Origin of the sequence: Arthrobacter sp. GCM10027362, assembly GCF_042679445.1 — a bacterium.
Lineage (GTDB): Bacteria > Actinomycetota > Actinomycetes > Actinomycetales > Micrococcaceae > Crystallibacter.
This window is the reverse complement of record NZ_JBHTML010000118.1, coordinates 1-13121: the sequence shown is the minus strand read 5'-3', so window position 1 is coordinate 13121 and position 13121 is coordinate 1. Positions and strand designations below refer to the sequence as shown.

General features: G+C 69.7%; 12 protein-coding genes and 1 pseudogene. All 13 read left to right on the top strand.

Going from position 1 to position 13121, the window contains the following annotated elements; translation table 11 throughout:
- Nucleotides 1–367, top strand: a pseudogene (locus tag ACFQ36_RS15380) (shikimate dehydrogenase); the annotation flags it as partial.
- A gap of 31 nt (nt 368–398) precedes the next feature.
- A complete protein-coding gene (gene aroC / locus ACFQ36_RS15375; protein ID WP_377015080.1) occupies nt 399–1598 on the top strand; it encodes a chorismate synthase in 1200 nt (399 codons plus the stop codon).
- A complete protein-coding gene (locus ACFQ36_RS15370; RefSeq protein WP_377015078.1) occupies nt 1598–2137 on the top strand; it encodes a shikimate kinase in 540 nt (179 codons plus the stop codon). Before aroC ends, ACFQ36_RS15370 begins: the two co-directional genes overlap by 1 nt.
- Nucleotides 2138–2145: 8 nt before the next feature.
- Nucleotides 2146–3243, top strand: coding sequence for a 3-dehydroquinate synthase (gene aroB, locus ACFQ36_RS15365; protein WP_377015086.1), 1098 nt, complete (start codon nt 2146–2148; stop codon nt 3241–3243).
- A 199-nt stretch (nt 3244–3442) separates the two neighbouring features.
- On the top strand, nt 3443–4006 hold the full coding sequence (gene efp, locus ACFQ36_RS15360; protein WP_377015075.1) for an elongation factor P: 564 nt from the start codon (nt 3443–3445) through the stop codon (nt 4004–4006).
- Complete coding sequence (gene nusB / locus ACFQ36_RS15355) at nt 4006–4428, top strand: transcription antitermination factor NusB (RefSeq protein WP_377015074.1); 423 nt, start codon at nt 4006–4008, stop codon at nt 4426–4428. Before efp ends, nusB begins: the two co-directional genes overlap by 1 nt.
- Nucleotides 4429–4617: 189 nt before the next feature.
- The gene (gene pyrR / locus ACFQ36_RS15350) at nt 4618–5193 is read left to right on the top strand and encodes a bifunctional pyr operon transcriptional regulator/uracil phosphoribosyltransferase PyrR (RefSeq protein WP_377015084.1); all 576 of its coding nucleotides are present in this window, start codon (nt 4618–4620) and stop codon (nt 5191–5193) included.
- Complete coding sequence (locus ACFQ36_RS15345) at nt 5190–6197, top strand: aspartate carbamoyltransferase catalytic subunit (protein ID WP_377015073.1); 1008 nt, start codon at nt 5190–5192, stop codon at nt 6195–6197. The genes pyrR and ACFQ36_RS15345 overlap by 4 nt, the downstream gene beginning before the upstream one ends.
- Entirely contained in the window at nt 6194–7540 is a 1347-nt protein-coding gene (locus ACFQ36_RS15340) for a dihydroorotase (protein ID WP_377015071.1), read from the top strand. Before ACFQ36_RS15345 ends, ACFQ36_RS15340 begins: the two co-directional genes overlap by 4 nt.
- Complete coding sequence (locus ACFQ36_RS15335; protein ID WP_377015070.1) at nt 7540–8046, top strand: hypothetical protein; 507 nt, start codon at nt 7540–7542, stop codon at nt 8044–8046. The genes ACFQ36_RS15340 and ACFQ36_RS15335 overlap by 1 nt, the downstream gene beginning before the upstream one ends.
- A gap of 68 nt (nt 8047–8114) precedes the next feature.
- The gene (carA, locus tag ACFQ36_RS15330) at nt 8115–9296 is read left to right on the top strand and encodes a glutamine-hydrolyzing carbamoyl-phosphate synthase small subunit (protein WP_377015082.1); all 1182 of its coding nucleotides are present in this window, start codon (nt 8115–8117) and stop codon (nt 9294–9296) included.
- Complete coding sequence (gene carB, locus ACFQ36_RS15325) at nt 9296–12592, top strand: carbamoyl-phosphate synthase large subunit (protein WP_377015068.1); 3297 nt, start codon at nt 9296–9298, stop codon at nt 12590–12592. Before carA ends, carB begins: the two co-directional genes overlap by 1 nt.
- Nucleotides 12558–13121 (top strand): orotidine-5'-phosphate decarboxylase (pyrF, locus tag ACFQ36_RS15320; RefSeq protein ID WP_377015066.1); only part of this gene is annotated, 564 nt, incomplete at its 3' end. The genes carB and pyrF, both read left to right, overlap by 35 nt.

Below are 13121 nucleotides of genomic sequence, written 5' to 3'. Positions count from 1 at the left end.
CGCCGGCTTCGGCCTGCCCTGCCAGGCGCGGCCGCTGGATGAAGCGGCCGAATCCATCGGGGCCGCGGACATCGTGGTCTCCACGCTGCCCCCGCGCGCGGCCGACCCGGTGGCCCGCCGGCTGGCGGAGGAAACCGGTCGGAGGCCGGACCGCGCCGGGAAGGTGCTGCTGGACGTCGCCTACGATCCGTGGCCGAGCCGGATCGCCGCCGTCTGGCACGCACAGGGCGGCACGATTGTCGCCGGAATCGAGATGCTGATCTACCAGGCGGTCGAACAGGTGCGCCTGTTCAGCGGCCCGCTGTTCCGGGATGCCGCAGCGGTGACCAATGTCATGTGTGACGCGGTGGGAGTGCCCCGGCGCTGATGCAGGCCCGGAACATGGCAGTATTGAACATATGTTGCGTTGGTTGACAGCCGGTGAATCCCATGGGCCGGCTCTGGTTGGAATTATCGAAGGCGTCCCCGCCGGCGTCGAGCTCACCGGGTCGGATATCCAGAATGCGCTGGCCCGCCGCCGGCTCGGCTACGGCCGCGGGGCCCGGATGAAGTTCGAACAGGACGTGGTCACCATCGTCGGCGGCGTCCGCCACGGCCTGACCCAGGGCGGGCCCGTCGCCATCCAGGTCGCCAACACCGAATGGCCCAAGTGGGAGCAGATCATGTCGGCCGATCCGGTGGATCCGGACCAGCTGGAAGGCCTGGCCCGCAACGCGCCGCTGACCCGGCCGCGTCCGGGCCACGCGGACTTCACCGGCATGCAGAAGTACGGCTTCGACGAGGCCCGGCCGGTGCTCGAACGGGCCAGTGCGCGCGAGACGGCCGCCCGCGTGGCCCTGGGCACCGTCGCCGCCAGCTTCCTGCGGACCCTGGGCATCGAACTGGTCAGCCATACCGTGGCCGTCGGCCGGGTGGCCGTGCCCGAAGGCAGCCCGGTTCCGGGTCCGGCCGATGTGATCGCCCTGGACGGAGACCCGCTGCGCTGCTTCGAGGCCGAAACCTCGATCGCGATGGTCCAGGAGGTGGACGCCGCGCACAAGGACGGCGAAACCCTCGGCGGCGTCGTCGAGGTCCTCGCCTACGGCCTGCCGCCGGGACTGGGCAGCTACGTGCACTGGGACCGCCGCCTGGACGCCCGGCTGGCCGCGGCGCTGATGGGCATTCAGGCGATCAAGGGCGTGGAGGTCGGGGACGGCTTCCAAACCGCCGCCCGCAGGGGATCGGAGGCCCATGACGAGATCGTGCGCGACGAACACGGCACCATCATCCGCGCCACCAACCGGGCCGGCGGCATCGAGGGCGGCATGAGCATCGGGGACACCCTGCGCGTGAAGGCCGCGATGAAGCCGATCGCCACGGTTCCCAAGGCCCTGCAGACCATCGATGTCAGCACGGGCGACGCGGCCAAGGCCCACCATCAGCGCTCCGATGTCTGCGCGGTCCCGGCCGCGGGCGTCGTGGCCGAGGCCATGGTGGCCCTGGTGCTGGCCGAGGCAGTGGTCGAGAAGTTCGGCGGGGACTCCGTGGCCGAGACCCAGCGCAACCTCAGGAGCTACCTGTCCGCGATTCCGCAGTCGCTGGATACGATCGGCAGCTAGTGGGGGCCGCAACACCGGTGCGGCTGGACCGGCCGCTGGTGCTGATCGGGCCCATGGCCTCGGGCAAGTCAACCATTGGCCAGCAGTTCGCCGCCGAGCACGGACTGGACTTCGCCGATTCGGACAAGCGGATTGCCGAGCGGCACGGGCCGATTCCGGGTATCTTCACCGCCATGGGCGAGCATGCCTTCCGCGAGCTGGAAGCGCGCGAGGTGGCCGCGCTGGTGGCGGACGGGGCGCCGCGGGTCGTCTCCGTCGGCGGCGGCGCCATCCTGGACACCGGAACCCAGCAGCTGCTGGCCCGCTGCGTGGTGGTTTTCCTCGACGTGGATTTGGAAACGGTCCGGCCGCGGATCGAACGCGAAACCGGCCGGCCCCTGCTCGCCGGGGACCCGGCGGCCCGCTGGGAGGAACTGGCCACCCGGCGCCGGCCCACTTACCTGCGCCTGGCCGACGTCGTCCTGGACACCCGCGGCAAGAGCGCGGCGGACGTGGTCCGGGAACTGACCCAACTCATCTCTGAAAGGCAATCGCGTTGACCAACGGGATCCAGGATCCGGCGGCCTCGACCGTCATCAAGGTGACGGGCGCCTCGCCCGCCGAGAACTACGACGTCGTGGTCGGCCACGGCCTGCTGCCGCAGCTGCCCGGCATCCTGGGCGAGCGGGTGCGCAAGGTGCTGGTGATCCATCCGCGCGCGCTGCGGGCCACCGGCGACGCCGTCCGCGAGGACCTGGCGGCGGCCGGCTTCACCGCGCTGACCGCCGAGATACCGGACGCCGAGGAGGGCAAGCACATCCAGGTGGCCTCCTTCTGCTGGCAGGTGCTCGGGCAGAACGACTTCACCCGCTCGGACGCCATCGTGGGCGTGGGCGGCGGCGCCGTGACCGACCTGGCCGGCTTCGTCGCGGCGACCTGGCTGCGCGGGGTGAAGGTGGTGCACATCCCCACCACCCTGCTGGGCATGGTGGATGCGGCGGTGGGCGGCAAGACCGGCATCAACACCGCCGAGGGCAAGAACCTGGTCGGCGCCTTCCATCCGCCGGCAGCGGTGCTGGCGGACCTGGACGCGCTGGCGACCCTGCCGCAGAACGAACTGCTCACTGGCATGGCCGAGGCGGTCAAGTGCGGCTTCATCAAGGACGGCGCGATCCTGGATTTGATCGAAGCCAATCCGGAGGCGGTCCGGGATCCGGGCTCGGCGGTGGTCCGGGAACTGGTGGAACGCTCCATTGCCGTCAAGGCCGAGATCGTCTCGGCGGACCTGAAGGAATCCGGCCGGCGGGAATTCCTCAACTACGGGCACACCCTGGGCCACGCCATCGAACTGGCCGAACGCTACCAGTGGCGGCACGGCGCGGCGGTGTCCGTGGGCCTGGTCTTCGCCGCCGAGCTGTCCCGCATGGTCGGCCGGCTCGACGATGCAACGGCGGACCGGCACAAGTCGATCCTGTCCTCGCTCGGGCTGCCGGTGAGCTACCGGAAGGACCGCTGGGCCGCGCTGCTGGACGGCATGAAGCGGGACAAGAAGTCCCGCGGGGACCTGCTGCGCTTCGTGGTGCTGGACGGGCCGGGCCGGCCCGGGATCCTCGAGGTGCCCGACACCTCGCTGCTCTTCGCCGCCTACCAGGAGATCGCCGAATAGGGATTGGGCCCCCGCCCTCCTGCGAAAAATCCGGCCACCAGATGCTCCCCGCCTGCAAAAACGGGCAGCAGATGCTGCCTGCGGGCGGAAACCGGCCGGACCCGGTGCCGGGCCGGGGCAGCCGGGAGGAAGCGGGGCAGCGGGTAGAATTGATGCTGGACTTTACCGACCGAAGCACCAAAGAGCCGAAAGAGAAACCGTGGCGACTACCAACGACATCAAGAACGGCACCGTCCTGAACCTGGACGGCCAGCTGTGGAACGTGATCGAATTCCAGCACGTGAAGCCGGGCAAGGGCGGTGCCTTCGTCCGCACCAAGATCAAGAACGTTGTCACCGGCAAGATCCAGGACAAGACGTTCAACGCCGGGCTGAAGATCGAGACCGCCACCGTGGACCGCCGCGACTACCAGTACCTGTACAAGGACGGCGAGGACTTCGTGTTCATGGACGTCCAGGACTACGACCAGGTCCACGTCCCCGGCGCCGTCGTCGGCGACGCCGAGAACTTCCTGCTCGAGAACATCAAGGTCAACATCGCCATGCACGAGGGCACCCCGCTGTACATCGAGCTGCCGGCGTCGGTGGTCATGGAAATCACCTACACCGAGCCGGGCCTGCAGGGCGACCGCTCCACCGGCGGCACCAAGCCGGCCACCGTGGAGACCGGCTACCAGATCCAGGTTCCGCTGTTCCTGGAGACCGGCACCAGGGTCAAGGTCGACACCCGCACGGGCGACTACCTGGGACGTGTCAACGACTAGTGAGCGCACCCACCTCCGCCCGCGGCAAGGCCCGCCGCCGCGCCGTCGACATCCTCTTTGAGGCGGAACTGCGTTCCGTTTCGCCCTTCGACGCGCTCCGTGACCGCCGCGAAAACACGGACCAGATCATCAACCCCTACACTGTGGAGATTGTCCAGGGCGTAGTGGCCATGCAGGAGCAGATCGACGAGTTCCTGTCCACCTACTCGCAGGGCTGGTCGCTGGAACGCATGCCCGCAGTGGACCGCACGATCCTGCGCGTGGGCACCTGGGAACTGCTCTACAACGACGACGTCCCGGACGGGGTGGCCGTGAGCGAGGCGGTGGAACTGGCCAAGGCGCTTTCCACCGACGAGTCCCCGGCATTCGTCAACGGCCTGCTCGGCCGGCTCCAGCAGCTGAAGCCGACCCTGCTGGCCTAGCGTTCCCCGTCTCCGCCGCCCCGGGGCGGGCAGCCGCGGCTGCCTGCCCCTGTGCTTAAGCGCACGCGCCCGGCGGCGGGCCGTGCGGCCGGGAAGGAGGGCCCGCTGTGGTAATTTTGAGAGCGCAGCCTACCCGAAATCCTTTAAGTTCCGTCCCGTGAGGCGGGGAAGGAGGGGGCATCCTTGAGCATGCCCAGCCCGGCGCAAACGCCGTCGTCTTCACGTGTCGTTCTTTCCGAAGCGGACATCGACCGCGTCCTGACACGTATTGCCCACGAAATCCTCGAGGCCAACAAGGGCTCCCGGGACCTGGTCCTGATGGGGATTCCCCGCCGCGGCTACCCGCTGGCCCGCCGCCTGGCCGCCAAGATCGCCGCCGCGGATCCGGCCGTTTCCGCCGCAGACATCACCGGACAGCTGGACGTCACCATGTTCCGCGACGACCTGCAGCGCCAGCCCACCCGCCCGCCGTATCCGACGGCGCTGCCGTCCGACGGCATCGACAACAAGGTCGTGGTGCTGGTGGACGACGTCCTCTACTCCGGCCGGACCGTCCGCGCCGCCCTGGACGCCCTCGTGGACCTGGGCCGGCCCCGGATTGTGCGCCTGGCCGTCCTGGTGGACCGCGGCCACCGCGAGCTGCCCATCCGCGCGGACCACGTGGGCAAGAACCTGCCCACCTCCTCCGCCGAGAAGGTGCGGGTGCGGCTGGCCGAAGTCGACAATGCGGCCGATGAAGTTGTGATCGAGGACTGGAGCAAATGAAACACCTGCTCTCCACCCTGGACCTGTCCAAGGCCGACGCCGTGCGGATCCTGGACACTGCCGAGGAAATGGCAGCGGTCTCGGACCGCGAAGTCAAGAAGCTGCCGGCCCTGCGCGGGCGGACCGTGGTGAACCTGTTCTTCGAGGACTCCACGCGCACCAGGATCTCCTTCGAGGCCGCCGCCAAGCGGCTGTCCGCGGATGTGATCAACTTCGCCGCGAAGGGATCGTCCGTCTCCAAGGGCGAGTCCCTGAAGGACACGGCCCAAACGCTCGAGGCAATGGGCGCCGACGCCGTGGTCATCCGCCACTGGGCCTCGGGCGCCCCGGTGCGCCTGGCGACCTCCGGCTGGATCGACGCCGCCGTCGTCAATGCCGGGGACGGCACCCACGAACACCCCACCCAGGCCCTGCTGGATGCGTTCACGATGCGCCGGAACTGGGCCCGGATCAACGGCACGGCCTCGGCCGGCACGGATCTGTCCGGGATGAAGGTCGCGATCGTCGGGGACATCCTGCACTCCCGGGTGGCCCGCTCCGATTTGTGGCTGCTGCGCACCCTCGGTGCCGAGGTGACCATGGTGGCCCCGCCCACGCTGCTGCCGGTGGGCATCGGGGACTGGCCCTGCACGGTCAGCTACGACCTGGACGAGACCCTGGCCAAGGGCCCGGATGCGGTGATGATGCTGCGGGTCCAGGGCGAACGGATGAACGCCGCCTACTTCCCTTCGACCCGCGAATATTCGCGCCTGTGGGGCTTTGACGACCGGCGGCTGGCCGCGCTGGACGAGCACGGCCTGGCCGGCACCATCATCATGCATCCGGGGCCGATGAACCGCGGCCTGGAAATTTCCGCGGCGGCCGCCGATTCGCCCCGCTCCACCGTGCTGCAGCAGGTGCGCAACGGCGTCTCCGTGCGCATGGCCGCCCTGTACCTGCTGCTCTCCGGGGACTCCCGGACCGCACCGACCACCGCCGTTCCTACCGAGGAGACCGCTTCATGACCACCACCGGCACCTACCTGATCAAGGGAGCCAGGATTGCCGGCGGCGACGCCGCGGACCTGCTGGTGGAAAACGGCTACATCAGCGCCGTCGGCGGATCCCTGCCGGCGGCCGGAGCCACGGTGGTGGACGCGGACGGGCTGATCGCCCTGCCCGGCATGGTGGACCTGCACACCCACCTGCGCGAACCCGGGCGCGAAGACGCCGAAACGGTGGAAACCGGCACCCGCGCCGCGGCGCTGGGCGGCTTCACCGCGGTGCACGCGATGGCCAACAGCTCGCCGGTGGCGGACACCGCCGGCGTCGTCGAGCAGGTCTGGACCCTTGGCCGGCAGGCCGGCTGGGCCGAGGTGCGCCCGGTCGGGGCCGTCACCGTGGGCCTGGCGGGGGAGCGGCTGGCCGAACTCGGCGCGATGGCGGACTCCCGGGCCGGCGTGCGCATCTTTTCCGATGACGGCATGTGCGTCTGGGATCCGGTACTGATGCGCCGGGCCCTGGAGTACGTCAAGGTCTTCGACGGCGTCATTGCCCAGCACGCGCAGGAGCCCCGCCTCACCGAGGGGGCCCAGATGAACGAGGGCGCCGTGTCCGCGGTGCTTGGCATGACCGGCTGGCCGGCGGTGGCGGAGGAGAGCATTATCGCCCGGGACGTGCTGCTGGCCCAGCACGTGGACTCCCGGCTGCACGTTTGCCATGTTTCCACCGCCGGGTCGGTGGAAATCATCCGCTGGGCCAAGCAGCGCGGAATCAAGGTCACCGCCGAGGTCACCCCGCACCACCTGTGGCTCACCGACGAACTGGTCCGCAGCTACGACCCGGTGTTCAAAGTGAACCCGCCGCTGCGCACCAACGAGGACGTGCTGGCGCTGCGCGCGGCCCTCGCGGACGGCACCATCGACGTGATCGGCACCGACCACGCCCCGCATCCGAGCGAGGCCAAGGAATGCGAGTGGGCCCAGGCCGCAATGGGCATGACCGGCCTGGAGACGGCGCTGTCGGTGGTCCAGCACACCATGGTCGACACCGGGCTGATCGGCTGGGCGGACTTCGCCCGGATCACCTCCGCCACGCCGGCACGGATCGGCAGGCTGGCGCACCAGGGCCAGCCGCTGGCGGAAGGCTCCGCCGCGAACATCACGCTGGTGGACCCGGCCGCGCGCTGGACCGTGGACCCCGCGGCAATGGCCACCAAGGGACGCAATTCGCCGTTCGCCGGGCGCGAGCTGCCCGGGCGCGTGGTGGCCACCTTCTTCCAAGGCCATCCGACGGTGCTGGACGGGAAGCTGAACGTCCCGCGTGCGGAGACGGCGGAGCAGCCGCAGGCGTCCGGGAGGCCTGACTGATGGACAAATTCGGCCCCGCGCTGCTGACCCTGAGCCTGATCGTCGTGGCCGTCGCCCTGATGCTCGCCGGCTGGCGCGGCAGGCTGCGGCGGCAGCAGGACATGGCCCCGCTGCCCGAGATCCCGGCGGAGGCCGGCCAGCCCCTGGAGGCGTACGAGGGCCAGTACGTCGTCACCACCACGGCGGGGGACTGGCTGGACCGGGTGGGCGTGCACGGGCTGGGCATCCGCGGCAACGCCCTGCTGCGGGTCTACCCCCACGGCCTGCTGTTCGAGCGCTCCGGCGCCCCCGACATCTACATCCCGCGGGGGCAGCTGCGGGACGTGCGCACCGAAAGCGGGATGATCGGCAAGTTCGTCGAGAAGGACGGCCTGGCCGTGCTGACCTGGCGGCTCGGGGAGCGCGACGTGGATACCGCCTTCCGCACCCGCAACGCCGCCGACAAGACGCCGCTGCTGGCCCAACTGACCTCATTAGTACCCACCGCCTCACAGGACGAAGAGTAGGAACCACTGTGACCCAGAATCAACCATCCACCACAACAGCGGCCCTGCTGGTTCTCGAGGACGGCCGCATGTTCCGCGGCCGCAGCTACGGCGCCGTCGGCACGGCCCTGGGCGAGGCGGTCTTCGCCACCGGCATGACCGGCTACCAGGAGACCATCACCGATCCTTCCTACGCCCGCCAGCTGGTGGTCCAGACCGCCCCGCACATCGGCAACACCGGCGTCAACAGCGAGGACGCCGAGTCCCGCCGCATCTGGGTGGCCGGCTACATCGTCCGCGACCCCGCCCGGCGGCCCTCCAACTGGCGCTCGGAGAAGTCCCTGGACGAGGAACTGGTGGCCCAGGGCATTATCGGGATCCAGGGCGTGGACACCCGCGCCATCACCCGCCACCTGCGCGAACGCGGCGCCATGAAGGCAGGCATCTTCTCCGGCGACGCCGCCGCCCGCCCGGAGGCCGAGCTGCTCGCCGAGGTCAGGGCCCAGGCACCGATGGCAGGCTCCCGGCTGGCCGAGGAGGTCAGCATCGACGCCGCCTACGTCGTCGAGCCCGCCGACCACGGCTGGGACGGCGAGCCGCGTTTCACCATTGCCGCGCTGGACCTGGGCATCAAGTCCATGACCCCGCACCGCTTCGCCGAGCGCGGCGTGCGGGTGCACGTGCTGCCGGCCACCGCCACCATCGAGGACGTGCAGGCGGTGGAGCCGGACGGCGTGTTCATGTCCAACGGCCCCGGGGACCCGGCCACCGCCGATGCCCAGGTGGGCCTGCTGCGCCAGGTGCTCGACACCAGGGTGCCGTTCTTCGGCATCTGCTTCGGCAACCAGATCCTCGGCCGGGCGCTGGGTTTCGGCACCTACAAGCTGCGCTACGGGCACCGCGGCATCAACCAGCCGGTGATGGACCGGCGCACCGGCAAGGTGGAGATCACCTCGCAGAACCACGGCTTCGCCGTGGATGCCCCGGCCGACGGACCGACGACGGCGCCGGAGCGGCGCTTCGGGCGGGTCGAGGTCAGCCACGTGAGCCTGAACGACGACGTCGTGGAGGGCCTGTCCTGCCTGGACATCCCCGCCTTCTCCGTCCAGTACCACCCGGAGGCCGCCGCCGGACCGCACGATTCGGCCTACCTGTTCGACCGGTTCATCGACCTGATGGCAGCCGAAAAGCGGACCGCAGGTACTAACGCAGCAGCCACCAGCGCCGCCGACGTCTCCAAAGCCACCACCGACGCCAAGGAAGCCAAGTAATGCCCAAGAGAGAAGATCTGAAGTCCGTCCTGGTGATCGGGTCGGGCCCCATCGTCATCGGCCAGGCGGCCGAGTTCGACTACTCCGGCACCCAGGCGCTGCGCGTGCTCAAGGAGGAAGGGCTGCGCGTCATCCTGGTCAACTCCAACCCGGCCACCATCATGACGGACCCGGAGTTTGCCGACGCCACCTACGTGGAGCCGATCACCCCGGAGATCGTCGAGAAGATCATCGCCAAGGAACGTCCGGATGCCGTGCTGCCGACCCTGGGCGGCCAGACCGCGCTGAACACCGCCATCGCGCTGGACAAGAACGGCGTGCTGGCCAAGTACAACGTGGAACTGATCGGCGCCAACATCGAGGCGATCGAGCTCGGCGAGGACCGCGAGAAGTTCAAGGGCGTCGTCGAACGCTGCGGCGCCGAGTCCGCCCGCAGCATCATCGTGCATTCCATGGACGAAGCCCTGAAGGCCGCCGGGGAACTGGGCTACCCGATGGTGGTCCGCCCCTCCTTCACCATGGGCGGGCTGGGCTCGGGCATGGCCTACAACGAGCAGGACCTGCGCCGCATCGCCGGTGCCGGCATCCAGTACAGCCCCACTTCCGAGGTGCTGCTCGAGGAGAGCATCCTGGGCTGGAAGGAATACGAGCTCGAGATGATGCGGGACAAGAACGACAATGTCGTGGTGGTCTGCTCGATCGAGAACTTCGACCCGGTCGGCGTGCACACCGGCGACTCGATCACCGTGGCCCCGGCGCTGACCCTGACCGACCGCGAGTACCAGCGGCTGCGCGATATCGCCATCGCCGTCATCCGCGAGGTCGGCGTGGACACCGGCGGCTGCAACATCCAGTTCGCCATCGAGCCGGACACCGGCCGCGTGGTGGTCATCGAAATGAACCCGCGCGTCTCCCGCTCCTCGGCCCTGGCCTCCAAGGCCACCGGCTTCGCCATCGCCAAGATCGCCACCAAGCTCTCGCTCGGCTACACCCTGGACGAGATCCCCAACGACATCACGCAGAAGACGCCGGCCTCCTTCGAGCCGACGCTGGACTACGTGGTGGTCAAGGTGCCGCGCTTCGCCTTCGAGAAGTTCCCGGCCGCCGACCCGACGCTGACCACCACCATGAAGTCGGTGGGCGAGGCGATGGCGCTGGGGCGCAACTTCACCGAGGCCCTGCAGAAGGCGCTGCGGTCGCTGGAACAGAAGAACGCCGAGCTCAGCTTCGAACCGGTCAACGACTTCGAGGTCGCCGAACTGCTGGAGAAGTCCCGGGTGGGCAGCACCGAGCGGCTGGCCTACGTCCAGCGGGCGCTGCTCGGCGGCGCGACGGTGGAGCAGGTCTACGCTGCCACCGGCATCGACCCCTGGTTCGTGGACCAGCTGCAGCTGATCAACGAGGTGGCCGGGCAGATCCGCCAGGCCCCGGCCCTGACCGAGGACATCCTGCGCCTGGCCAAGCGGCACGGCTTCTCCGATGCCCAGATCGGCACGCTCACCAACACCGCCGAGGCGGTGGTGCGCGGCGTCCGGCACGCGCTGGGCATTCGGCCGGTCTTCAAGACCGTGGACACCTGCGCCGCCGAATTCGCCGCCTACACCCCGTACCACTACTCCTCCTACGACGAGGAGGACGAGGTGGAACCGCACGCCAAGCCCAGCGTGATCATCCTCGGCTCCGGCCCGAACCGCATCGGCCAGGGCATCGAGTTCGACTACTCGTGCGTGCACGCCACCATGGCCCTGCGCCAGGCCGGCCACGAGACGGTCATGGTCAACTGCAACCCGGAGACGGTCTCCACCGACTACGACATCTCCAACCGCCTGTACTTCGAGCCGCTGACCCTCGAGGACGTCCTGGAGGTCATTGCCGCCGAGGAACGCACCGGCGGCGTGCTCGGCGTCTTCGTCCAGCTGGGCGGGCAGACCCCGCTGAAGCTGGCCAAGGCGCTGGCCGACGCCGGCATCCCGATCCTGGGCACCTCCCCGGAGGCCATCGACCTGGCCGAGCACCGCGGCGCCTTCCAGCGGGTGCTGGACGGGGCCGGGCTGACCGCCCCGAAGAACGGCACCGCCGTCAGCTTCGAGCAGGCCAAGAAGATCGCGGACGAGATCGGCTACCCGGTGCTGGTGCGCCCCTCCTACGTGCTGGGCGGCCGCGGCATGGAAATCGTCTACGACGAGGCCAACCTCGCCCGTTATATCGCCAACGCCACCGAGATCACTCCGGAGCATCCGGTGCTCGTGGACCGCTTCCTCGAGGACGCGATCGAGATCGACGTCGATGCGCTCTACGACGGCACGGATCTGTACGTCGGCGGCATCATGGAGCACATCGAGGAGGCCGGCATCCACTCCGGCGACTCCGCCTGCGTGCTGCCCCCGATCACCCTGGGCGCCGATGTGATCGCCCGGGTCCGCGAGGCCACGCTGGCCATCGCCGAGGGCGTGGGCGTGCGCGGGCTGATCAACATCCAGTTCGCGCTGGCCTCGGATGTGCTCTACGTGATCGAGGCCAACCCGCGCGCCTCCCGCACCGTACCGTTCGTCTCCAAGGCCACCGGCGTCCAGCTGGCCAAGGCCGCGGCCCTGATCGGGGTCGGGGCGACCATCCGGCAGCTGCGCACCGCGTACAGGATGCTGCCGGAGACCGGCGACGGTTCCAGCCTGCCGGTCAACGCCCCGGTGGCGGTGAAGGAGGCGGTGCTGCCCTTCAGCCGCTTCCGGACCCCCGAGGGCACGGTGGTGGACTCGCTGCTGGGCCCGGAGATGCGCTCCACCGGTGAGGTGATGGGCATCGACAAGTACTTCGACACTGCCTTCGCCAAAAGCCAGGCCGCAGCGAACAACCCGCTGCCCACCTCCGGCAAGGTGTTCGTCTCCGTGGCCAACCGGGACAAGCGCTCGATCATCATGCCGGTCAAGCACCTGACGGACCTGGGCTTCGAGATCCTCTCCACCGGCGGCACCGCCGACGTGCTGCGCCGCAACGGCATCCAGACCACCACCGTGCGCAAGGTGGCCGAGGGCGCCGCGGACGGCGAGGGCACGATCGTGGACCTGATCACCGACGGGGCCGTGGACATGATCCTGAACACCCCCTCCGGCGGCCAGGCGCGCGGCGACGGCTACGAGATCCGCGCCGCCGCGACCTCGGTCGGCACCCCGGTGATCACCACGGTGGCCGAGTTCGGCGCCGCCGTGCAGGCCATCGACGCGATGCGCCAGTACGAGTGGAACGTGACCAGCCTGCAGGAGCATGAGCAGAACCTCCGGGACGTCATCCGTGGGTGAGTCCTTCGGACAGCGGCTGCGTGCGGCGATGCGCTCCAGGGGGCAGCTGTGTGTGGGCATCGACCCGCATCCGGGCCTGCTGGCCGCCTGGGGCCTGGCCGACGACGCCGCCGGCCTGGAGCGCTTCTCCCTCACGGTCCTGGAGGCCGTGGGGGAGCAGGTGGCGGCCCTGAAGCCGCAGGTGGCCCTCTTTGAGCGCCACGGCTCGCGCGGCCTGGCCGTGCTCGAACGCGTCCTGGCCCGGGCCGCGGAGGCGTCCGTGCTGACCATTGCGGACGCCAAGCGCGGCGATATCGGCTCCACCATGGCCGCGTACGCCGATGCCTGGCTGCGTGACGGCTCCGCCCTGGCCGCCGACGCGGTGACGCTCAGCCCGTACCTGGGCTATGAGTCCCTGCGCCCGGCGCTGGACCTGGCCCGGGACACCGGCCGGGGCGTGTTCGTGCTCGCGCTCACGTCCAACCCGGAGGGGGCCTCCGTGCAGCACGCCGGCGGTGCGGACTCGGTGGCCCGGCGCATTGCCGCCGCC

Bases quoted from the DNA above. Each gene is read 5' to 3' on its own strand.
- aroC (WP_377015080.1), top strand. From the start codon at position 399: ATGTTGCGTTGGTTGACAGCCGGTGAATCCCATGGGCCGGCTCTGGTT.
- pyrR (WP_377015084.1), top strand. From the start codon at position 4,618: ATGCCCAGCCCGGCGCAAACGCCGTCGTCTTCACGTGTCGTTCTTTCC.
- ACFQ36_RS15345 (WP_377015073.1), top strand. From the start codon at position 5,190: ATGAAACACCTGCTCTCCACCCTGGACCTGTCCAAGGCCGACGCCGTG.
- ACFQ36_RS15340 (WP_377015071.1), top strand. From the start codon at position 6,194: ATGACCACCACCGGCACCTACCTGATCAAGGGAGCCAGGATTGCCGGC.
- ACFQ36_RS15335 (WP_377015070.1), top strand. From the start codon at position 7,540: ATGGACAAATTCGGCCCCGCGCTGCTGACCCTGAGCCTGATCGTCGTG.
- carA (WP_377015082.1), top strand. From the start codon at position 8,115: ATGTTCCGCGGCCGCAGCTACGGCGCCGTCGGCACGGCCCTGGGCGAG.
- carB (WP_377015068.1), top strand. From the start codon at position 9,296: ATGCCCAAGAGAGAAGATCTGAAGTCCGTCCTGGTGATCGGGTCGGGC.